General features: G+C 64.8%; 23 protein-coding genes. 5 read left to right on the top strand and 18 right to left on the bottom strand.

Translation table 11 applies throughout. The annotated features are described in order from the left end of the window. Window positions 1-3: 3 nt before the first annotated feature. The 4 genes from phnE (P2G62_RS06005) to phnC form a co-directional block, all read right to left on the bottom strand. The gene (gene phnE / locus P2G62_RS06005; protein WP_275733973.1) at window positions 4-1,335 is read right to left on the bottom strand and encodes a phosphonate ABC transporter, permease protein PhnE; all 1,332 of its coding nucleotides are present in this window, start codon (window positions 1,333-1,335) and stop codon (window positions 4-6) included. After that, a complete protein-coding gene (gene phnE / locus P2G62_RS06000) occupies window positions 1,332-2,183 on the bottom strand; it encodes a phosphonate ABC transporter, permease protein PhnE (RefSeq protein WP_275733972.1) in 852 nt (283 codons plus the stop codon). Before phnE (P2G62_RS06000) ends, phnE (P2G62_RS06005) begins: the two co-directional genes overlap by 4 nt. A gap of 62 nt (window positions 2,184-2,245) precedes the next feature. Continuing rightward, window positions 2,246-3,142, bottom strand: a complete 897-nt coding sequence (phnD, locus tag P2G62_RS05995) for a phosphonate ABC transporter substrate-binding protein (RefSeq protein ID WP_275733971.1) — start codon at window positions 3,140-3,142, stop codon at window positions 2,246-2,248. A 50-nt stretch (window positions 3,143-3,192) separates the two neighbouring features. Continuing rightward, window positions 3,193-4,014, bottom strand: a complete 822-nt coding sequence (gene phnC / locus P2G62_RS05990) for a phosphonate ABC transporter ATP-binding protein (protein WP_275733970.1) — start codon at window positions 4,012-4,014, stop codon at window positions 3,193-3,195. Between the two features lie 216 nt (window positions 4,015-4,230). Between phnC and P2G62_RS05985 the strand changes: the two genes are divergently transcribed. From P2G62_RS05985 to ugpC, 4 genes are all read left to right on the top strand, one after another. Further along, complete coding sequence (locus P2G62_RS05985) at window positions 4,231-5,526, top strand: extracellular solute-binding protein (protein ID WP_275733969.1); 1,296 nt, start codon at window positions 4,231-4,233, stop codon at window positions 5,524-5,526. Window positions 5,527-5,649: 123 nt separating this feature from the next. Further along, entirely contained in the window at window positions 5,650-6,546 is an 897-nt protein-coding gene (locus P2G62_RS05980) for an ABC transporter permease subunit (protein WP_275734095.1), read from the top strand. Between the two features lie 3 nt (window positions 6,547-6,549). Beyond that, window positions 6,550-7,392, top strand: a complete 843-nt coding sequence (gene ugpE / locus P2G62_RS05975; protein WP_275733968.1) for a sn-glycerol-3-phosphate ABC transporter permease UgpE — start codon at window positions 6,550-6,552, stop codon at window positions 7,390-7,392. Next, a complete protein-coding gene (gene ugpC, locus P2G62_RS05970; protein ID WP_275734094.1) occupies window positions 7,392-8,468 on the top strand; it encodes a sn-glycerol-3-phosphate ABC transporter ATP-binding protein UgpC in 1,077 nt (358 codons plus the stop codon). Before ugpE ends, ugpC begins: the two co-directional genes overlap by 1 nt. A 16-nt stretch (window positions 8,469-8,484) precedes the next feature. On the opposite strand, the gene P2G62_RS05965 is transcribed toward ugpC, so the two are convergent. Next, window positions 8,485-10,140 carry a hypothetical protein gene (locus tag P2G62_RS05965; protein WP_275733967.1) on the bottom strand — a complete coding sequence of 552 codons (1,656 nt, stop codon included), beginning with the start codon at window positions 10,138-10,140 and terminating at the stop codon, window positions 8,485-8,487. A gap of 71 nt (window positions 10,141-10,211) precedes the next feature. Continuing rightward, a complete protein-coding gene (locus P2G62_RS05960) occupies window positions 10,212-12,005 on the bottom strand; it encodes an alkaline phosphatase PhoX (protein ID WP_275733966.1) in 1,794 nt (597 codons plus the stop codon). 178 nt (window positions 12,006-12,183) lie between these two features. On the opposite strand from P2G62_RS05960, the gene P2G62_RS05955 reads away from it, so the two are divergent. Further along, window positions 12,184-12,345, top strand: coding sequence for a hypothetical protein (locus P2G62_RS05955; protein ID WP_275733965.1), 162 nt, complete (start codon window positions 12,184-12,186; stop codon window positions 12,343-12,345). Between the two features lie 9 nt (window positions 12,346-12,354). Here P2G62_RS05955 and P2G62_RS05950 read toward each other — a convergent pair whose 3' ends face one another. From P2G62_RS05950 to P2G62_RS05895, 12 genes are all read right to left on the bottom strand, one after another. After that, window positions 12,355-13,164, bottom strand: a complete 810-nt coding sequence (locus tag P2G62_RS05950; protein ID WP_275733964.1) for a division plane positioning ATPase MipZ — start codon at window positions 13,162-13,164, stop codon at window positions 12,355-12,357. A 186-nt stretch (window positions 13,165-13,350) separates the two neighbouring features. Continuing rightward, window positions 13,351-13,572: a 50S ribosomal protein L31 gene (rpmE, locus tag P2G62_RS05945; protein ID WP_275733963.1), complete on the bottom strand. Its 222-nt coding sequence runs from the start codon at window positions 13,570-13,572 to the stop codon at window positions 13,351-13,353. Window positions 13,573-13,583: 11 nt separating this feature from the next. Beyond that, window positions 13,584-13,961 (bottom strand): 50S ribosomal protein L19, encoded by a 378-nt coding sequence (gene rplS / locus P2G62_RS05940; protein WP_275733962.1) that lies wholly within the window; start codon window positions 13,959-13,961, stop codon window positions 13,584-13,586. Window positions 13,962-14,010: 49 nt separating this feature from the next. Continuing rightward, window positions 14,011-14,859 (bottom strand): tRNA (guanosine(37)-N1)-methyltransferase TrmD, encoded by an 849-nt coding sequence (trmD, locus tag P2G62_RS05935; RefSeq protein WP_275733961.1) that lies wholly within the window; start codon window positions 14,857-14,859, stop codon window positions 14,011-14,013. Next, window positions 14,856-15,665, bottom strand: coding sequence for a hypothetical protein (locus P2G62_RS05930; RefSeq protein WP_275733960.1), 810 nt, complete (start codon window positions 15,663-15,665; stop codon window positions 14,856-14,858). Before P2G62_RS05930 ends, trmD begins: the two co-directional genes overlap by 4 nt. Next, window positions 15,662-16,171, bottom strand: coding sequence for a ribosome maturation factor RimM (rimM, locus tag P2G62_RS05925; protein WP_275733959.1), 510 nt, complete (start codon window positions 16,169-16,171; stop codon window positions 15,662-15,664). Before rimM ends, P2G62_RS05930 begins: the two co-directional genes overlap by 4 nt. Beyond that, the gene (bluB, locus tag P2G62_RS05920; protein ID WP_275733958.1) at window positions 16,171-16,803 is read right to left on the bottom strand and encodes a 5,6-dimethylbenzimidazole synthase; all 633 of its coding nucleotides are present in this window, start codon (window positions 16,801-16,803) and stop codon (window positions 16,171-16,173) included. The genes rimM and bluB overlap by 1 nt, the downstream gene beginning before the upstream one ends. Before the next feature lie 3 nt (window positions 16,804-16,806). Then, a complete protein-coding gene (rpsP, locus tag P2G62_RS05915; protein WP_275733957.1) occupies window positions 16,807-17,160 on the bottom strand; it encodes a 30S ribosomal protein S16 in 354 nt (117 codons plus the stop codon). Window positions 17,161-17,202: 42 nt separating this feature from the next. Continuing rightward, on the bottom strand, window positions 17,203-17,499 hold the full coding sequence (locus P2G62_RS05910; RefSeq protein WP_275733956.1) for a chorismate mutase: 297 nt from the start codon (window positions 17,497-17,499) through the stop codon (window positions 17,203-17,205). After that, a complete protein-coding gene (locus P2G62_RS05905) occupies window positions 17,496-18,041 on the bottom strand; it encodes a GNAT family N-acetyltransferase (RefSeq protein ID WP_275733955.1) in 546 nt (181 codons plus the stop codon). Before P2G62_RS05905 ends, P2G62_RS05910 begins: the two co-directional genes overlap by 4 nt. Further along, the gene (locus P2G62_RS05900) at window positions 18,038-18,577 is read right to left on the bottom strand and encodes a GNAT family N-acetyltransferase (protein ID WP_275733954.1); all 540 of its coding nucleotides are present in this window, start codon (window positions 18,575-18,577) and stop codon (window positions 18,038-18,040) included. The genes P2G62_RS05905 and P2G62_RS05900 overlap by 4 nt, the downstream gene beginning before the upstream one ends. Continuing rightward, the gene (locus P2G62_RS05895; protein ID WP_275733953.1) at window positions 18,574-19,083 is read right to left on the bottom strand and encodes a GNAT family N-acetyltransferase; all 510 of its coding nucleotides are present in this window, start codon (window positions 19,081-19,083) and stop codon (window positions 18,574-18,576) included. The genes P2G62_RS05900 and P2G62_RS05895 overlap by 4 nt, the downstream gene beginning before the upstream one ends.

The raw sequence follows: 19,083 nt of genomic DNA, 5'->3' as shown, positions 1-19,083 counted from the left end.
CGCTCAGCCCTTGATGAAGCGGCGGCGGATCCAACCCGACAGGCTGTCCATCGCCATCACCATCAGCACGATCAGGATCATGTAATAGCAGACCTCTTCCCAGTCCTTCTGGGTGATGATCGCCTGGGTCAGCAGCAGACCGATGCCGCCGCCCACCAACGCGCCGATCACGGTGGCCGAACGGGTGTTGGATTCGAGGTAATACAGCAACTGGCTGAGAACGACCGGCGTGATCTGCGGGATCACCCCGAAGCGCGCGCGTTGCAGCGTGCCTGCGCCTGTCGAGGTGATGCCCTCGACCTGTTTGCCGTCGATATTTTCCAGCGCCTCGGAAAAGGTTTTCCCGAAAGTGCCGGTGTCGGTCATCAGGATCGCCAGCGACCCGGTCAGCGGGCCGGGGCCGAAGGCGCGGCTGAGGATGACGGTCCAGATTAGGCCGTCCACGCCGCGCAGGAAGTCGAAAAGTCGGCGCAGCACCAGCCGGACAGGACGCGCCGGCGCGAAATTCGACGCGGCCAAGAAGGCCAGTGGAAACGCGATCAGCCCGGCGCCCATCGTGCCTAGAAAGGCCATCAGCACGGTTTCGCCCAGGGCGCCGAAGACCTGATGGTGATGCCACATCCGGTTGGTCCAGAAATCACTGGCCATCGCGGCGATATTGGGGCGCGTGGCGTCCAGTCGCGGTTCCCACAGGGCCAGGGCGATGATTTCGGGCAGGGATTTGCCGTGAAACGGGCTGTCGAGGGTGAAGAAGAACAGCTCCCACCCGGGTTGATAGCGGAACACCTCGGTCCGGCTGCGGGTCATCGAAAAGCGCCACTTGCCGCGATTGATGTCGACACGGTTCGGCGCGGCCGAGATCCAGTCGGGCAGCGCCGCGCCTGCGGGCAGGGTCAGTGCGATCTTGCGGCCTTCGGGGGCGACCGTGATCTGCCCGAAGTCGGGAATGTCGATCCGGGCGGAAGGGCCGTTATACAGGACCTGCGCGCCGCCGGGCAGGGCGATTTCGGTGATTTCACCCAGGCGCACCCAGTCGGGCGCCTGACCGGCGGGATAGGTGCCCTTGCGCTCGCCCTCGACGGCGACGGAGACTTCGCCCGAGCGGTTGTCGCGGGTGACATGGGTCTTGTAGGACCAGAAATCGCGCAGCAGGATCGCGCCGTTATCCAGCCGTGCCCGCCCGGCAAGCCCGGCCAGATCGAATGCGAAGAACACATAGACCAGATAGGCGGCGATCAGCAGCGGCACGGCCAGCGCGCGGCGTTTGCGCGCCGTGAAGCGGCGGGTGATCGTGTTGTGCAGCGTGGGCTGCGGTGCGGTTGCGGCCATGCTCATACCCGGCCCCCTTTCACAAGGCGCGCGCGGGCGCGGTCCGAGAAGTGATCGACGATCATGATCGTCACGAACAGCAGCAGGAAGATCGCCACCACCTCGTCATATTTGCCGATGCCCCATTGCAGCGAGGTCTTGAGATCGTATCCGATCCCGCCCGATCCCACGAAGCCCAGAATCGCCGAGGCACGGATGTTGATCTCGAACCGCAGCAGCGCGTAGGAGGACCAGTTCGGCGCGACCTGCGGGATGACCCCGAACCAGACCCGTTGCAGCCAGTTGGCACCGACGGATTCCAGGCCCTCGACAGGCTTCAGGTCGCAATTTTCGGAAACTTCGGAAAACAGCTTGCCAAGCGCTCCGGTGGTATGCAGCGCGATTGCGATCATCGCCGGAACCGGACCGCCGCCCAGAATGAAGATCAGCACCAGTGCGATGACGATCTCGGGCACCGCACGCAGAATATCCATCATCCGGCGAAACACCGGGATCATCCGGGGCCACAGGGCCAGCCCCCGCGTCGACAGCATCGCCAGTATCACCGCCAGACCGGCGCCGAACAGGGTGGACACCGCCGCGATGTTCAACGTCTCGATCAGCGAGGGCAGGTAGTGCACGAACAGGCCCGGCAGGTTGCGCCAGTTCTGCGCGGCTTCGCTCAGGATCTCGGTCGGGAAGTCGAGGATACGGTGCAGGCCGTTCCAGAATCCGCCCGCGTTGCGCCCGTCGGCGACCATCCAGCCCGAGGTCATCAGCGCCGCGAACAGGATCAGGATGATGCCGCCATAGAGGCGCTTGCGTTTCACCTGCGCCAGGTAATTCGCTGTCAGTGAAGCACTTGCATCCGCCATCGGACACCTTTCATGAAAAGGCGAGGGCGACGGGGCGCCCTCGCTTCGGGTTTGCGGTCAGATCAGTTCGACTGCTGACGGCGCACTTCGATGATCGACTCGTAGTAGTCATGGGTGATCGGAACGAAGCCCGAGGTGTCGCCCGCCGCCACGCCATAGGCGCAATCGGCATCGGCGGCGTGCAGCCCTTCGACCAGTGCGGTCATCTTGGTCTTCACATCATCGGGCAGCGCGTTGCGCAGCACGACCGGGCCTTCCGGGATCGGTTTCGATTTCCAGATTTCGACCATGTCGTTCATGTTGACCAGACCGGCATCGACCGCTTTGCGCAGCGCGCCCGAGTTGTAGCCGTCTTCCCAGTTGCCCTGGCCATCGGCCCAGGTCACGCCCGCGTCGATGTCGCCGTTGTTGACCGCGACGATGGTCTGTTCGTGGCCGCCGGTGAATTTCACCTCGCCGAAGAAATCTTCCATCTTGGCGCCGATCACGGCGGGGATTTCCACCGAGGGGATCAGATAGCCCGAGGTCGAGTTCGGATCGCCGAAGCCGAAGACCTTGCCCTTGGCATCGCTCAGCGAGGTAATGCCGCTGTCTTTGCGCGCAAACCCGATCGAGTGATAGGTGAACGAACCATCGAGGTTGGCCTTGACCAGAACCGGGGTCACCGCGGTCGGGTCGGTCAGATACACCTTGGCGTAGCCCGAAGCGCCCAGCCAGGCCATGTCGATGGTGCCACCCAGCAGGCCCTGGATCACGCCGTCATAATCGGCGGGGGCGAACAGTTTCACCGGCACGCCGAGGGTGTCTTCGGCATATTTGCGCAGGCATTCGTTGGAGTTCAGGCGGTCCTGGGCGTTTTCGCCGCCCAGCAGGCCGATGTTGAAGGCTTTGATGTCTTCCGCGCCGGCGGCACCGGCAAGTGCGGTCGTGGCGGCCAGAATGGCGAGCAGGTTCTTCATGGTCGTCTCCGGTTGGTTGACCCCGGCCACCCCGGCCGGGGGGTGGGAACTCAGTCGTTCAGCATCGCCGCGGCATAGCGGGTGTCGGGCTCCAGCGCCTCGATTGCGGTCGAGGTGGCGCTTTCGCTGAAACTGGCATCGGCGCCGTAGATGTCGCGCGCGGCGCCGGTGGTCAGTTGCTCGGGCGTGCCGTCGAACACGATGCGCCCGTCGCGCATGCCGATCACCCGGTCGCAATAGCGCCGCGCGGTGTCCAGCGTGTGCAGGTTGGCAATCACCATCTGCCCGTCTTCGGTGTGAATGCGGTGCAGCGTGTCCATCACGATCTGCGCATTCATCGGGTCGAGCGAGGCGATGGGTTCATCGGCCAGGATGATACGGGGGTCTTGCATCAGGGCGCGGGCAATCGCCACGCGCTGCTGTTGTCCGCCCGACAGGGCCTCGGCGCGTTTGGGCGCCTGTTCGGCAATGCCCAGACGATCCAGGATTTCCAGCGCGCGGGTGATATCGGACTCCGGCCACAGATTGAACAATGTGGTCAGCGTGCCGCGCCGGTTCAGCAACCCGTGCAGCACGTTCGAGGCCACATCCATTCGCGGCACCAGGTTGAACTGTTGAAACACCATCGCGCACTGGCTTTGCCAGGCGCGTTTTTCGGCACCTTTCAGCGCCAGAATATCGGTGCCGTCCACCAGAATGCGGCCGGCGCTGGCATCGCTCAGCCGGTTCAGCATGCGCAGGAAGGTGGACTTGCCCGCGCCGGACCGGCCGATGATGCCGATGAAGCCGGGGCGATCCAGCGTGAAAGAGATGTTGTCGACCGCGGCCTTGCTGCCGAAGATCTTGCTGACGTTTTCGACTTGCAGCTGCATGGGGGCCCTCCGTTGACCGGGACGGGCTACCGCAGCTCTGTGACGGGTTCTCAAAAGTCGCGCGACGTTTTTGTAACTCGCGCCGCCTTGCCCCGACGTTAGCGGGGCTATGGGAAACAAGTCCAAGAATTTTACCAAACCGACAAATTCACGTCGGAAAACTGTCATGGCGCATCGTCAGGGTGACGCGACCGAAAACCCCAGCGGAGTTTCCCCATGCTGAAAACGGCTTCTTTCGCCGCGCTCGCCCTGTCGATGAGCGCCCTGTCCGCCTTTGCCCAGACCGAAATCACTTGGTGGCACGGGATGGGCGGCCGCAATGGCGAGGTGATCAACGAGATCTCGCAGAAATTCAACGAGGCGCAGGGCGAATGCCATCTGACGCCGCTGTCGAAGGGCACCTATGAAGAGGCGCTGGCCTCGGGGATTGCTGCCTTCCGTTCGGGCGAGCAGCCCAACATCCTGCAGGTGTTCGATGCGGGTGCCGCGACGATCATCAACGCCAAGGGAGCCACCGTCGCCGCCGAAGATCTGATCACCGGCGCGGGCAAGCCCTTCAGCCGCGACGATTTCATCCCCGGGGTGCGCAACTTCTATGCCGATGCGACGGGCAAGTTCATCGGCATGCCGTTCAACTCCTCGGCGCCTATCCTGTATTTCAACACCGACGCGCTGGCGAAAGCCGGGGTCGAGGCGCCGAAAACCTGGGAAGAGTTCGAGCAGGTCGCGCCCAAGCTGAAGGACGCGGGCTATATCCCGCTGGCGGCCTCGCAGCTGACCTGGATGATGGTGGAAAACTTCAAATCGCGGAACAACCAGCAATTCGCCACCAACAACAACGGCTACGATGCGGTCGAAGGCACCAAGCTGATCGTCAATGACGATGCGCAGGTGATGATGTTCGACAAGCTGAAGGAATGGGCCGACGAAGGTTATTACGGTTTCTACGGCGCGGGCTGGTCGGACAACCAGAAGCCCTTCGAAGAAGGCAAGGTCGCGATGTGGATCGGGTCCTCGGGCAGCTTCGGCGGCCTGCAGAAGACCGCCGTCATGCCGTTCTCGGCGACCTACATGCCCTATTGGGCGGCTTTGGGCGAGGGCACGCAATCCTTCATCGGGGGCGCCGCGCTGTTCGCGATGGCGGGCAAGCCGGCCGAGCAGAACAATTGCACCGCCGCTTTCTTCAGCTTCCTGACCTCGCCCGAAGTGCAGGTCTACTGGCATGAAAACACGGGCTATGTGCCGGTGACTACGGCGGCCTATGAGCTGGCCAAGAAACAAGGCTGGTATGATCAGAAGCCGGTGGCCGAAGTCGGCATCCAGCAGTTGATGCTGCCGGGCGGCGACTGGTCGAAAGGCTATCGTCTGGGGTTCTATCCGCAGATCCGCAGCGTGATGGAACGTGAATTCAACCGGATCTTCTCGGGCGAGGTCACCCCGCGTCAGGCCTTTGACACGATCCAGTCGGAAGGCGACGCCCTGCTGGCGCGCTTCGCCAAGACCGCGAACTGATCTGTCATCCATCGGGTCGGGCCTCGGGGGAACCCCGGGGCCCGGCGCACTTGAAGGAACCCGCCCGTGACCGACACGCCCCTGCCCGACACCCCCACACGTCTGCGCCGCTGGCTTGACAGCCTGCGTTCCGCCCCCGCCAAGCGGGTGCAATTCGACCGCCCGCTGACGCCCTGGGCCTTCGTGTTGCCGCAGCTTCTGGTCGTGGGGGTGTTTTTCTATTGGCCCTCGGTGCAGGCGGTGACGTCATCGTTCTATATCGAAGATCCGTTCGGCTTTGGCGCGACCTTCGTCGGGCTGGAGAATTACCAGACCGTTCTGGCCTCGGGCGAATACCGCTCGATCGCGGGGTTCACGCTGTTCTTTGCAGGGCTGGTGACGGCGCTTGCCCTTGGGGCCGGGCTGCTGCTGGCGGTCAAGGCCGATGCGGTGATCCGCGGTTCGGCGCATTACAAGACCGCGCTGATCTCGGTCTATGCCATCGCACCGCCGGTGGCCGGGCTGATCGGGATGATGTTCTTCGACATGCATATCGGCCCCTTCGTCACCGTCGCCAGTTGGTTCGGTTGGCAGATGCAGGTGGGCATCGACTATTGGGATACGGTGCTGGCGCTGGTGCTGGTCTCGGTCTGGAAACAGATCCCCTACAACTTCATCTTCTTCCTGTCGGGGCTGCAATCGGTGCCGGTCTCGGTGCGCGAGGCGGCGGCGATCGACTGCCGGTCAGGCTGGCGCCGGTTTCACACCGTCACCCTGCCGCTGCTGGCGCCGACTGCCTTCTTTCTGCTGATCATCAATGTGACCTATGCGCTGTTCGACACCTTCGGGATCATCGACGTGATGGTGAAGGACAAGCCCGCGAACAACCCGATCACGCTGGTCTACAAGGTCTATCTGGACGGGTTCAAAGGCAATGACATCGGCGGATCGGCGGCGCAGTCGGTCATTTTGATGGGCGTCGTTTTCGCGCTGACGATTCTGCAGTTCCGCTTCCTTGAAAAACGCATCCATTACGGTTGAGCCATGCATCGCACCCGCTTTTTCGATCACCTGATCCTGTTGCTGGGCGCGGCCTTTCTGGTCACGCCGGTGCTGGTGGCCTTCATGGCCTCGACCCACACCGCCGCCGACATCCATATGAACGGGCCGTCGCTGATGCCCGGCGGGCATGGGGTGGAGACCTATCACAAGGTGCTGACCCAACGCGGCGGTTTCACCGGCGAGGTGACCGGCGCGCGCATGCTGATGAACTCGACCATCCTTGGGCTTGGCTTCGCGGTGGGCAAGATCGTGCTGTCGATGATGGCGGCCTATGCGCTGGTCTATTTCCGCTTCCGGTTCGCCACCGCGATCTTCTGGATAATCTTCACCACGCTTCTGCTGCCGCTCGAAGTGCGGATCATGCCGTCCTATCAGGTGATGAGCGATCTGCATCTGCTCAACACCTATACCGGGCTGATCGTGCCACTGCTGGCTTCGGCCACCGGCACGTTTTACTTCCGCCAGTTCTTCAAATCCGTGCCCGACGAATTGCTCGAGGCCGCGCGGATCGACGGCGCGGGGCCGGTGCGGTTTTTCATCGACATTCTGGTGCCCCTGTCGCGCACGATGATGGCGGCGATCTTCATCATCATGTTCGTCTATGGCTGGAACCAATACCTGTGGCCGATGCTGATGACGACCGAGGAGCGGTTCTTCACCCTGATGCGCGGCATCAAGTCGATCCTGCAAGTCTGGATCGGCAGCCAGATCCCCGATTACAATGAAGCCTTCGCCCTTGCGGTGCTGGCGATGCTGCCGCCGGTTGCGGTGGTCGTCGTGTTTCAGCGCATGTTCATCAAGGGCCTGACCGAAAGCGATAAATGATGGCCGAACTCTCGATCTCGCAAGTTTCGAAACTTTATGCCGGGGGCGTGCGGGCGGTGTCGGATGTGACGCTGCATGTGGGCGATGGTGAATTCATCGTGCTGGTCGGGCCGTCGGGCTGCGGCAAGTCCACGCTGCTGCGGATGGTGGCGGGGCTGGAGGATATATCGGCGGGCGAAATCGCCATTGGCGGGCGCGTGGTGAACCGGCTTGACCCGGCCGAGCGCGACATCGCGATGGTGTTCCAGAATTACGCGCTTTACCCGCATATGAGCGTGCGCGAGAACATGGCCTATGGGCTGAAAAACCGGCGGATGCCGCGCGACGAAATCGCAGCCCGGGTGGCCGAGGCGGCGCAGATGCTGGAGCTTGGGCCCTATCTGGATCGCAAGCCGCGCGCCTTGTCAGGCGGGCAGCGCCAGCGCGTCGCGATGGGGCGTGCCGTGGTGCGCCAGCCGGCGGCCTTCCTGTTCGACGAACCGCTGTCGAACCTTGACGCCAAGCTGCGCGTCAGCATGCGCGGCGAGATCCGAAAATTGCAAAAACGGCTGGGCACCACCGCGCTTTACGTCACCCATGACCAGTTGGAGGCGATGACTCTAGCCGACCGTCTGGTGGTGCTGAACGGTGGGCAGGTCGAACAGGTTGGCAGTCCGCTGGAGGTGTATCACCGTCCCGCCTCGACCTTCGTTGCGTCCTTTATCGGCGCGCCTGCGATGAGCTTGCTGGATGCCCATGTCGAGGCCGGGCAGGTGATGCTGGCGGGGCAGGCGCTGGCGCGGGTGGCGCGGCCCGATGGCGCGGTGACGCTGGGCCTGCGTGCGGAGGATTTGCGCATGGTGGCGCCGGGGCAGGGCGTGGCCCTGCAGGTCGATTACATCGAGGAGCTGGGCGCGCAGCGGCTGGTGCATGGTCTGGTCGAGGGGCAGGCGCTGTGCATCGCGCTGCCCCCCGGTGTGGCGCTGCCGCCGGTTTTGCATGTCGGTGCCGCACCCGAACGTCTGCACCTGTTCGATGCGATCACAGGGCGGCGGTTCACCGCCCGCACCAGCGCGCAGTCCGGGGCCCTGGTCTAGGCCTCGGCGCGCATGCTCAGCGTTGATACCAGGGTGCCTGCACTTCGGTGATGCCGGTCGGTTGATCCTGCTCGACTTCGCGCCAGACGTTTTCCTGCGGAGTCACGGTGGCATCGCGGCCCTTGGTGAAGCTTTGTTCACGCACGATCATCCGATAGGCCGCGTTCAGATCCAGCGCGCGTTCGGGTGACGGATACAGCAGCGCGCTGACATCGTGGCGGAACCCTTCGGCGGCCTCGGGCGTCAATGCGCCGTCTTCATCCAGCCAGCGGGAAATCAGCTCTGCATTGCCGCGGAACTCGTCGCCCGCGCCATTGGTGCGCAGGTAATGGGCGTATTCCGGCAAGCCGTCGGCGCGCATCCGGTCGGGCACGCCATAAAGCCCGTGCTGGGTCCAGTGATACCAGCCGCCCTGCACCGCATCGGCATCGAGCTTGCGCGGGAAGGCCAGCACATCGTCGTCATTCACGCCGATTCCGCCATGGCAGCCCATGCAGAACACGGTTTCCTCGAAACTCTGCGGGCGCAGATCGCCCCGGGCGTCCTCGATGAAGCCCTGCAGCCGCCAGCCGGTGCCATTGCTGATCCCGGTCTCCGCGTCGCCAAAGAACATCGCGATCCGGTCGGGGAAGCTGTTGCGCTCCTTGGCCTCGGCCAGCGCGCCTTCCTGCCGGTCGAAATAGGTCAGCCAGCGCGTCTTGCGCATATAGCGCAGCTCTTTCAGGCGCGGGGCGATCGCAATGCGGTCGCCGTCAAAGTCGATATAGCGCACGCTGTGCAGAAACTCGGTGCCCAGCGGGAACAGCCCGGCGGCCAAGGGGGCCTCGCCCGCATCCTGCAACGCGCCGGCCCGGCCAAGGTAATGCATCACCTCGCCCGCCTTCGGATCGAAGACAAAGGTGATCTGCGTGGCGGTGCCCAGCATTCCGTCGCGGTCCAGATCGGTGCCAAGCGCCACCTCGTCGGTGCGCGGGATCGCCACATCGGCGCGTTTGATCAGCGCTTCAACCGTGGCCAGATTGAGCGCATAGATCGCCCGGTCGGGCGTGCCGTCGGCGGTCTGGCGATAGGCTTCGGGCAGGCGGATCATCACATCGTCGGTCGATCCGTTGGTCGGCCAGAACGTGCCGGGCAGCGGCTGATAGGCAAAGGCGCGCCAGCCGGTCATCTGCCCGTCCGGGCCGATGTCGAATCCCTGATCGTCGAAGTCAAACGCCACGTCGGGGATATAACCGCCCCAGGCGCCATCGCCGTTCACATCCCATTCGGCGGGCGGCGGCTGCAACCGCGCGGCCAGAATGTTCTGCCCGTCGGTGTCGCGGTAATTGTCCTGCCGGACATAGGCCAGGATCTCTTCGCGCGCGGTCGCGGCAACTTCGGCGCTGCGGTCGACGAACAGGTTGGTCCAGGGGTTTTTCAGCGCGAGTTCGGGGAAGGCATAGCTCAGCTGCAGGTCCTGATCGTTGATGTAATGCGGGGCCCGCGAACGCACATGGCAGGTCTGGCACGGGTTATGCGCGGTGCCTGCGGCGTCGATCGTCTTGGTATAGCACTGCGGCGGAATATAGGCGGTGCGATTGCCCAGCACCGTATCGGACAGATCCAGCGCGGCAAGCGGGCTGGCCACGATCAACAGGGCGGTGCTGAGGGCAAGAAGGGCGTGGGTGCGCATGGAAACCTCCGCGGGAAAGCAAACGGGGCCCGGCGAACCGGGCCCCTGGTGCGCTGCAAATGCAGTGCGGATCAGTGGCCCAGGGCCGGGAACGGACCGACATAGCCGACATAGGCGCGGCTGTCGGCGGCGTCGGACAGCTTGTCTTCGTCCGATTCACCATAGGGGTGCTGCACGACCGCCATCAGATAGCCGTGGCCGTTCACATCCGAATACCAGTAGGGCGAGGTGGTTTCCGACCCGTAGGGCGTCGAGAAGATCCGGGTCAGCTCGCCCGAAGTCAGGTTCATCGACCAGATCACGTCGTTCTGGTGGCCTTCGCCGGTGTCTTCGCCGATGATCAGCGTGTTGTAGCCGGGGATGTAGGTGACGTTGTCGGGGTTCGCGATCCCGTTGATGTCACAGGTGTTCGCCTCGGCGGCCGAACCGCACATGCTGTGCGCCGGGTCGCAGTTCGGGTCGGCAGCGGCGGCCTTCTCGGCGTCGCCCACCGGCTTGCCCGCAACCAGCGCCTTCATCGCGGTCGCCTTGAAGTCCTCGGCCAGGCTCAGTTCGTAGACCGCGCCGCAGGCGTTCTTGGCCAGGCGGATGTCGTTGCGGCCGCCCTTGTCCTGCTTGCTGCCGTCTTCCATGCCCTTGGCCACTTCCGACATCGCCAGATAGACGCTGTTGCTGTCGGGGTTGTAGGCGATGCCTTCCATCTTGCGGAACTCGGTCGTGGCCCCCAGCATCGAGGCATAACGACGGGTTTCCAGACGCGAGGCCAACATCTCCATGCCCGGCTTCACTTTCAGGCATTCGGCGCGGCCTTCGGCGTTCGACGAGGCGAAGCCTTCGGGGCAGCTGCCGTCTTCGGCCAGATCGGCGGCCTCGAACAGATCCGAGAATTTCACGCCGTCTTCGACAGCCTTGGTCACGCTGGCGTCGTCGGCATGGCCCAGATCGACCCATTCCAGATCGGCCGCACCCGCGCCTTCATCCGAGGTCTGCACCCATTTCGCGGCATAAAGCGTGCCGGCCGACAGATCGCCCGCGGTATCGGCGACGAACATAAACAGGCCGACGTTGGTGCCGTCATCCGAGATGTAGGCGGTTTTCTGGTCGGGCATCATCTTCGCCAGCTCGACCGCGACGCGGCCCATCGCCAGGTGGCGCACCGGGGTCGCATTGCCGTCCTCGGTCACGGTCACTTCGACCGGGGCGCCATAGCGATAGGGTTTGTAGGCGGCGCGGAACTCGTCCAGCGTCATCTTGGCCGGATCGACGCCTTCGAAACGCACCATCGGGAAATCGTAATCGTCGATCTGGTCCAGCGCGGTCGCTTCTTCGATCGCACGCGCATCGGCGGGGTATTCTTCAGACCCCAGATGGGTGTTCCACGGCGTCACCGAACCGGCGCAGGGCACCCACAGCCCGTTCAGACCCGAGAAATCGACCGGCTTGGTCGAGACGACGCTCAGCTTGCCGTCGGCATCCTGCGTCAGCTCGCTCAGATACATCGCACCGGGGCGCGATTCGAAATGGGTGATCGAGAACAGCTTGTCGCCGACCGGCAGCAGCGAGGTGAAGTCGGCATCGACCGACAGATGTTCGGAGCCATCCTCGGATTTCACGATCTGACCGTTGCGGTCCACGAGGGCGCCGAAGGTGCCGTCGCCGAACTTGTCGCCGGTGCGGGCAAAGGCAGTGTAGCCGATTTTATAGTCTTTGCCGTCGATGGTGACCATTTCCGACGCGAGCACGGCGCGCTTGGCGGCGTCATCGGCGGCGAAGGGAACCGGGGCGAAGGCGAGATCGCCGGCATGGGCCGCCAGCGGGGCGGCGAGAAGCGCGGTGGCGCACAGCAGGTTGGCGCGAAGGGACATGACATCCTCCTCTGGCTAAGGGAAACATTGCGCGTCTCATAGCCCCGGGCCTGCATCAGTTTTGTGACAGCGCGGCATTTTTTCCGGCACTGCCCACAGCTCACCCCACGCGGGTCATGCTTCGGCCCCATTTGCCGCGCAAGGATCAGGCAAACACCGCCATCCGCAGGAGAACCATATGGTGCGTGCGTTCAACCTGATCTTTCGGCTGAGGCTGTTTGGCGGTGCGCCCGATGCCGTGCTGGAAGCGCGCTATACAGCGCTGCGCGAACGCCAGGGCCATCGCCCCGGGCGCCGCTATGTGTCGCCTTTCCGTGCGTCGCAGGGACGCACGGCCTGAGGCGCAGGATCAGAAGTTGAGCTCGACCCCGGGCAGGCGCAGCTCTTTCATCAAGTCGCGCAATTCCTGCCGTGCCGCCAGGTTCGACATGTTCAGGTTTTCGACCCCCAGATCGCGCAGATCCAGCAGCGTCAGCCCGCGGGGGAACAGTTCGCGGAAGATCACGCGTTCCGAAAAGCCCGGCGCCACGCGGAAACCGATGCGTTTCGACAGTTGCTCCAGCGCGGCGCCCACCTTCTTCTTGTTGTGCATCTGCTGGGCGCCCAGACGGTTGCGCAGCACGATCCAGTCGATCGGCTTCAGCCCCGCCCGCGCGCGCAACTGCCGCGCCGACCAGACCATTTCCGAATAGATCGACGGGCCCGTGACCTTCGATGTCTCCGGGTCGATCCGCGCCAGCAGGTCGAAATCGATGAAGCTGTCGTTGAGCGGCGTGATCAGCGTATCGGCCAGCGAATGCGCCACCTGGCTCAGCCGGGTATGGCTGCCGGGGCAGTCGATGATGATGAAGTCGCTTTCGGTTTCCAGCTGCGCCACTGCGGTGGACAGCCGGTTGTCGAGCGGGTTTTCCCCCGGCGCCAGCGTGGCGGCATCCGCCTCGGGCAGTTCGCGGTAATCCGGGGTCGGCAGATCAAGCCCTTCGCGTGCCATGAAGGCCAGTCGGTTCTCGACATAGCGGCCAAAGCTGCGCTGGCGCAGGTCCAGATCCAGCGCGCCGACCTTCTTGCCCATCCGGGCCAGCGCGGTGGCGACATGCATGCAGGTGGTCGATTTTCCCGAACCGCCCTTTTCATTGCCCACAACGATGATATGCGCCACGTCTTCTTCCCCGATTTGCGGCCCTCTCGCGGGGCCTGCACGACTATAGGACGCCCGGGCTACCGAAGGAAGCGCGCCGCTGCAAGAGGCGCGGGGCCACGAAACAAAGTGTTTTGCATGCAACCCCGGGGGCAAAGCAAAAGGCCCGTGCGATGCACGGGCCTTTCGAAACGCAACGGGTCGGGATCAGAAGCCCAGACCGGCGTATTTGTTCTTGAACTTCGACACACGGCCGCCGGTGTCCATCAGCTTGGCGTTGCCGCCCGTCCAGGCGGGGTGCGCCAGCGGGTCGATGTCCAGCGCCATCTGGTCGCCTTCCTTGCCCCAGGTCGAACGGACCTGATAGGTCGTGCCGTCGGTCATCTTGACGGTGATGAAGTGGTAGTCGGGGTGAATATCCGCACGCATAATACCGCTCCTTACGCTTCGGCTTTGGGTTTGTAGTTGGCGACTTCGGCGATACGGGCCGATTTACCGCGACGATCACGCAGGTAATACAGTTTCGCGCGGCGCACACGGCCACGACGCACGACCTCGATCGAGTCGATGTTGGTCGAATACAGCGGGAACACACGTTCCACGCCTTCACCGAACGAGATCTTGCGCACGGTGAACGAGGCCGAAACCGTCGCGCCGCCCTTGCGGCCGATGCAGACGCCTTCATACATCTGCACGCGGGTGCGGGTGCCTTCGGTCACTTTGTAACCGACGCGAACGGTGTCACCGGCCTTGAAATCCGGGATGGTCTTGCCGAGGGCGGCGATCTGTTCCGCCTCGAGTTGTGCGATCAGGTTCATCGCATGTCCTTTCTGTGCTTGCGGTTATTCCGCAAAGGTGTGCGCGTCCTCAGAGCTCTCGGTCTTCATCCGGGTCCCTGTTGTGCGCCGCACACCAAGCCCGCCAGAGGTCAGGTCGTCGTTCTTTCGTCAGCCTTTCGGCCATTGCCCGCTTCCACGCCTCTATCTTCGCATGATGCCCGGATTGAAGAACTTCCGGTATCGCACGACCTTCCCAAAGCGTGGGGCGGGTGTATTGCGGGTGTTCAAGCAATCCGTCCGAGAAAGATTCCTCCTCGGTGGACGCCTGATTCCCAAGCACGCGGGGTATAAGGCGAACCGTTGCGTCAATCAAGACCTGAGCGGCAATCTCGCCGCCGGTCAGGACGAAATCGCCAATGCTGACCTCTTCTACCCCGAAATGTTCCAGAACGCGCTCGTCGACGCCCTCGAAACGGCCGCACAGCACGGTCATCCCCTCGGCCTGGGCGAAGCGGCGGGCCATGTCCTGCGTGAAGGGTTTGCCGCGCGGCGACATGTAGATCACCGGCCAGCGCGCGCGATCCATCGGCGTGCCGACCGAGGCCTCGGCCAGGGCCGGGCCTACCACATCGGCGCGCAACACCATCCCCGCGCCGCCGCCCGCAGGCGGTTCGTCGACGTTGCGGTGCTTGCCGATACCGAAGGGGCGCAGGTCGATCGTCTGCAACGCCCACAACCCCATGTCCAACGCCTTGCCGGTCAGGCTCAGCCCCAGCACACCGGGGAAGGCCTCGGGGAACAGGGTCACGATCTTGGCGGTCCAGGCCCCTTTCAGCCGCAGCCCCTCGCCCATCAGTTCGCGCGGCTTCAGCGTGGCCGAGATCGACAGCCGGCCATGCGATTTCGACGGCGCGGTCGGTTCGGAAGGGTCGCTCATCTCTGTCTCCGTTCGAATTCGGCTTTCAGCAGCGCTTTCTCGCGTTTCAGCGCGGTCTTGTCACGCAGCGTCCGGTTCAGCTGCAGATAGGCCGCGCTCAGCTCGGGCGGGTCGGCCAGGTTGCGCGCGGGGGCGGGGGGCAGGCCTGCCAATACCGCCTCTGGCACGTCCAGCAGCCGCAATGCCGCGCCCGCAGGCCCTAGCGGATCGGGGCCGCTGTCCTCCAGCCAGCTGGTATGCACCGGCACCGGCGCCAGGGCGTGGGCGATGCGCGCCGCCTCGTCGTCCAGCGGCGGCAGGTCGCGCAGGCTTTGGCGAAACGTGTCGAAATCCTGGGTCAGCCGGATCGAGCGCACCAGATGCCCCCAGACCGAGCGGACCCAGCTTTCGCGATCCCGCAGGGTATAAAGGAATTCGATCCGGCAGGCCGGGCCGAACCGGCGGCGCAACTCGGCCACGATGGTGCGGGCCAGCGGGATTGCCGCGCGCGTGAAATCCCGCACCTGGCCGCTCAGCAGCCGCTGATGGCCGGGCATCACGCCCGAAAACCCCTCCCACGACAGGAAGATCTGCGGTGCCGGGTCGATCCCGGCCAGAAACCTGCGCAGGGCCCGGCGAAACCGCCACAGCCGCCAGGGGTGGGGCCGCATGCCAAAGTGACGCGTGGTATTGGCCGCATCGCGCAGATCCTCTTTCAGATAGATCGCCGCATGTTCGGTCAGTTGAGCCCGGTTGTGACGCAGATAGTCCTGCAGGCTGGTGGTGCCCGTCTTGTGAAACCCCGCATGCACGACGATGCGTGTCATTCCAGGTCCTCGGGCGGGTCCGCCACGATGCGCCCCGCCGCCAGATCCACGGTCGGCACCACGGCCTTGGTGAAGGGCAGCAGCAGCGGCCCCTTGCGTCCGGGACCCAGGATTTCCAGAATGTCGCCCGCGCCGTGGTTATGCACCGCGCGCACCCGGCCCAGAACGACACCGCCGGTATCCACGACCTCCAGCCCGATCAGATCGGCGTGATAGAATTCGTCATCGGGCAGCGAGGGCAGCTTTTCCCGATCGGCCCAAAGCGTCACGCCTTTCAGCGCGTCGGCCTGTTCCTTGGTGGCCACGCCCGACAGGCGCGCGCCAAGCCCCCCGGTGACCGGGCGGGTCAGTTTCAACGTGAAGCTGCGGCTGCCGTCCTCGGTCCACAGCGGCGCATAGCCTGCGATATCTTCGGGTTCGGTGCAGAAGCTTTTCAGCCGCACCTCGCCCTTGACGCCGAAGGCTCCGGCGATGGCGCCCACACAAACGCGGTCAGGATGGGTCATCAGCGTGTCTCCAGTTCAGGCCGCCCGCGGCGGGTTTCCCAGCCCAGACGCTCCAGTTCGGGGGTCGGGGTGTCTTCGGCGGGCCAGCCGATGCACAGATAGCCCACGAGCCGCCAGCTGTCAGGCACTTTCAGATCGCTGCAAAGCCGCGCGGGATCAAGGATCGACACCCAGCCCAGCCCGATCCCGTCGGCCCGCAGCGCCAGCCACAGTGCAGTGATCGCGCTGACGACAGAATAGGCGCGCATCTCGGGCATGGTGCCGGCGCCCAGCCCCGCGCCCTGCGCGGTGCCATCGTCGCAGAACACCGCCCATTGCACTGGCGCGTCGCGCATTCCCGACAGTTTCAGCGTCGCGTAAAGCTGCGCGCGCTCGCCGTTGTATCCGGTCAGCGCCTGTGCATTGGCGGCCTCGAAATTGCAAAGCGCCGCAGCACGGGCTGCGGCGCTTTCGACCTGCACCAGACGCCAGGGTTCGGACAGGCCGACCGAGGGCGCCATGGCGAAGGCCTCCAGACCCCGCGCCAGCGCGGCCTCCGGCACCGGATCGGTGCGGAAGCGGCGCACATCGCGTCGCCACCGCATGAGCCGTGCCAGATCCGCGCGGAACGCCGGGCTGAAGGCCTCGGGCAAGGATTACTCCTCGGCCGGAGCGGCGGCCTTGGCGGCTTTCTCGGCGGCGCGTTTCTTCGCCTTGTCGCCCGGCTCGGCTTTCTTCATGTTCTTGCGCTCGGTCTTGGCCAGAACGCCCGCGGCTTCCAGGAAGCGCGCGATACGGTCGGTCGGCTGCGCGCCCTGGGCGAGCCAGTACTGCACGCGCTCGACGTTCATTTTCACGCGGTCTTCGCTGTCTTTGGCCAGCAGCGGGTTGTAAGTGCCCAGCTTCTCGAGGAAGCGGCCATCGCGCGGCATGCGCGAGTCGGTCGCAACGATCGCGTAGTGCGGGCGCTTTTTCGAGCCGCCACGGGCGAGACGGATTTTCATAGCCATGGTGTTTCTCCTTTGGATGGCTGTTTGCGGGCTAGATGCCCGTCATTTCTGAAATTTCTCGTGATGCCGGATCACTTCCGAAATCACGAAGTTGAGGAATTTGCGGGCGAATTCGGGGTCGAGGTCGGCCTCGGTCGCCAGCCGTTCAAGCCGTTCGATCTGTTGCGCTTCGCGCGAGGGATCGGACGGCGGAAGATCGTGTTCGGCCTTCAGCCGACCCACGGACTGGGTGTGCTTGAACCGCTCGGCCAAAGTATAGACCAGGATCGCATCGAGCCGGTCGATCGAGGCGCGATGTTCCTTCAGCAGGGCTGCGGCGCGGGTCACGGGATCGGTCATGCAGACACCTCCGGGGTCGGGTGGCGGTAGACAAGCGCCTCGGCCTCGCCCGGGAAGCGCGGGGCCTGCGGGTCGCACACGGCGCCCAGCCGTTCGGCCAGACGGATCGAGCGGGTGTTTGCGGGCGCGATATAGCTGACGGCGGTTTTCCAGCCGAGCACGCCGAAGGCATGGTCGCGTGCGCAGGCGGCAGCCTCGGCCATCAGGCCGGTGCCTTCCAGCGCGGGGTCCCAGCACGACCAGCCGAGTTCGTATTCGGGCCAGTTGACCGGCGCCCAGGGGCCGGTCATGCCCAGCCCGCGGTCGCTGTCTTGCGTGGTGATGACGAAGGTGCCCCAGCCGCGCATGACCCAATGGCCGATCACCCCCGCCCAGGCGCGCCAGGCGGTCGGCTCGTCCACTGTCGGGGCGCTGCCGCGAATCCACTGGCTGCGCCCCGACAGGAAGAAATCGCGCCAGCCGTCGAAATCGCGCGCGGCGGGGGCGCGCAGCACCAGACGCTCGGTTTCCAGAACGGGGGTAGGGCACAGCACGACGGTCATGCGGCCCCCTTGCGCAAATCGGCCGCAGCGGGATGGCGCCACAGGTTCATCGGCCCGTGGCGTTCGTGGATGAACTGGCCTTCAAGGCGTGCGCCCAGCCGTTCGGCCACCCGGGCCGAGGCGGTGTTGGCGGGTTTCACCAGGCTCATCACGGCGGGCAGGCCCAGCACGTCATAGGCATGGCTGCGCGCGGCGCGGGCCGCTTCGGTGGCATAGCCCTTGCCCTCGAACCCGTTGAACAGATCCCAGCCGATCTCGATTTCGGGCCAGCCTTCGGGGTTGAACAGACCGATCATGCCCACCGGCGCACCGCTGGTCTTTTCTTCGGCAATCCAGCGGCCGTAGCCGCGCAGCGCCCAATGGCCGGTTTCCATCGCCAGCATTCGCCACGCCAGTTCCGGCGTGATCGGGCCACCGACGAAGCGCGCCCGTTCAGAGCCGTAGAAAGCGGCGAAGGCGGGGAAGTCCGTCTCGGCGGGGGCGCGCAGGATCAGCCGCTCGGTCTCGATCCGCGGAATATCGAAGGTGAAGCTCATGCCGCGCCCCCCATCGGGTGGCGATAGACCAGATCGGTGGGCTCCAGCCGCGGGGCGGCGTCGTCGCGCCGCGCGCCCAGCCGTTCGGCCAGCGCGACCGAGCGTGCATTGCCCGCCGAGATATAGCTGACCAGCGTCTCCCAGCCGAGCACGCGCGCCGCATGGTCGCGCAGCGCCAGCGCCGCCTCGGTCAGATAGCCGCGCCCCTCATGCCCTTCCAGTGCCATCCAGCCCAGTTCGCGTTCGGGGAAATGCGGAATGTCGTTGAGCGCGACCTGACCGACCAGTTCACCGCTGTCGCGCAGGGTGACCGCCAGCGCGCCGCACCCCTTGAGCGGCCATTGCGCCACGTCGGAGGCAAAGCAGAACCACGCCTGTTTCAGGCTCATCGGCCCGCCCATGAACCGCGCACGCGCCGACTGCATCACCGCCAGATAGGCCGAAAAATCCGACCAGTCATGCGGGCGCAGCACGAGGCGCGCGGTCTGCAGGGTGGGCGCGTTCAT

The sequence above is a fragment of the Paenirhodobacter sp. CAU 1674 genome (assembly GCF_029222945.1).
GTDB lineage: Bacteria > Pseudomonadota > Alphaproteobacteria > Rhodobacterales > Rhodobacteraceae > Rhodobacter.
The sequence above is the reverse complement of the archived record's forward strand: the minus strand, read 5'-3'. Positions and strand labels throughout refer to the sequence as shown.

What these genes read in the sequence shown, in the direction of transcription:
- phnE (WP_275733973.1), bottom strand. Translation starts at nt 1,335, where the DNA reads ATGAGCATGGCCGCAACCGCACCGCAGCCCACGCTGCACAACACGATC.
- phnE (WP_275733972.1), bottom strand. Translation starts at nt 2,183, where the DNA reads ATGGCGGATGCAAGTGCTTCACTGACAGCGAATTACCTGGCGCAGGTG.
- phnD (WP_275733971.1), bottom strand. Translation starts at nt 3,142, where the DNA reads ATGAAGAACCTGCTCGCCATTCTGGCCGCCACGACCGCACTTGCCGGT.
- phnC (WP_275733970.1), bottom strand. Translation starts at nt 4,014, where the DNA reads ATGCAGCTGCAAGTCGAAAACGTCAGCAAGATCTTCGGCAGCAAGGCC.
- P2G62_RS05985 (WP_275733969.1), top strand. Translation starts at nt 4,231, where the DNA reads ATGCTGAAAACGGCTTCTTTCGCCGCGCTCGCCCTGTCGATGAGCGCC.
- ugpE (WP_275733968.1), top strand. Translation starts at nt 6,550, where the DNA reads ATGCATCGCACCCGCTTTTTCGATCACCTGATCCTGTTGCTGGGCGCG.
- ugpC (WP_275734094.1), top strand. Translation starts at nt 7,392, where the DNA reads ATGGCCGAACTCTCGATCTCGCAAGTTTCGAAACTTTATGCCGGGGGC.
- P2G62_RS05965 (WP_275733967.1), bottom strand. Translation starts at nt 10,140, where the DNA reads ATGCGCACCCACGCCCTTCTTGCCCTCAGCACCGCCCTGTTGATCGTG.
- P2G62_RS05960 (WP_275733966.1), bottom strand. Translation starts at nt 12,005, where the DNA reads ATGTCCCTTCGCGCCAACCTGCTGTGCGCCACCGCGCTTCTCGCCGCC.
- P2G62_RS05955 (WP_275733965.1), top strand. Translation starts at nt 12,184, where the DNA reads ATGGTGCGTGCGTTCAACCTGATCTTTCGGCTGAGGCTGTTTGGCGGT.
- rpmE (WP_275733963.1), bottom strand. Translation starts at nt 13,572, where the DNA reads ATGCGTGCGGATATTCACCCCGACTACCACTTCATCACCGTCAAGATG.
- rplS (WP_275733962.1), bottom strand. Translation starts at nt 13,961, where the DNA reads ATGAACCTGATCGCACAACTCGAGGCGGAACAGATCGCCGCCCTCGGC.
- trmD (WP_275733961.1), bottom strand. Translation starts at nt 14,859, where the DNA reads ATGAGCGACCCTTCCGAACCGACCGCGCCGTCGAAATCGCATGGCCGG.
- P2G62_RS05930 (WP_275733960.1), bottom strand. Translation starts at nt 15,665, where the DNA reads ATGACACGCATCGTCGTGCATGCGGGGTTTCACAAGACGGGCACCACC.
- rimM (WP_275733959.1), bottom strand. Translation starts at nt 16,171, where the DNA reads ATGACCCATCCTGACCGCGTTTGTGTGGGCGCCATCGCCGGAGCCTTC.
- rpsP (WP_275733957.1), bottom strand. Translation starts at nt 17,160, where the DNA reads ATGGCTATGAAAATCCGTCTCGCCCGTGGCGGCTCGAAAAAGCGCCCG.
- P2G62_RS05910 (WP_275733956.1), bottom strand. Translation starts at nt 17,499, where the DNA reads ATGACCGATCCCGTGACCCGCGCCGCAGCCCTGCTGAAGGAACATCGC.
- P2G62_RS05905 (WP_275733955.1), bottom strand. Translation starts at nt 18,041, where the DNA reads ATGACCGTCGTGCTGTGCCCTACCCCCGTTCTGGAAACCGAGCGTCTG.
- P2G62_RS05900 (WP_275733954.1), bottom strand. Translation starts at nt 18,577, where the DNA reads ATGAGCTTCACCTTCGATATTCCGCGGATCGAGACCGAGCGGCTGATC.
- P2G62_RS05895 (WP_275733953.1), bottom strand. Translation starts at nt 19,083, where the DNA reads ATGAACGCGCCCACCCTGCAGACCGCGCGCCTCGTGCTGCGCCCGCAT.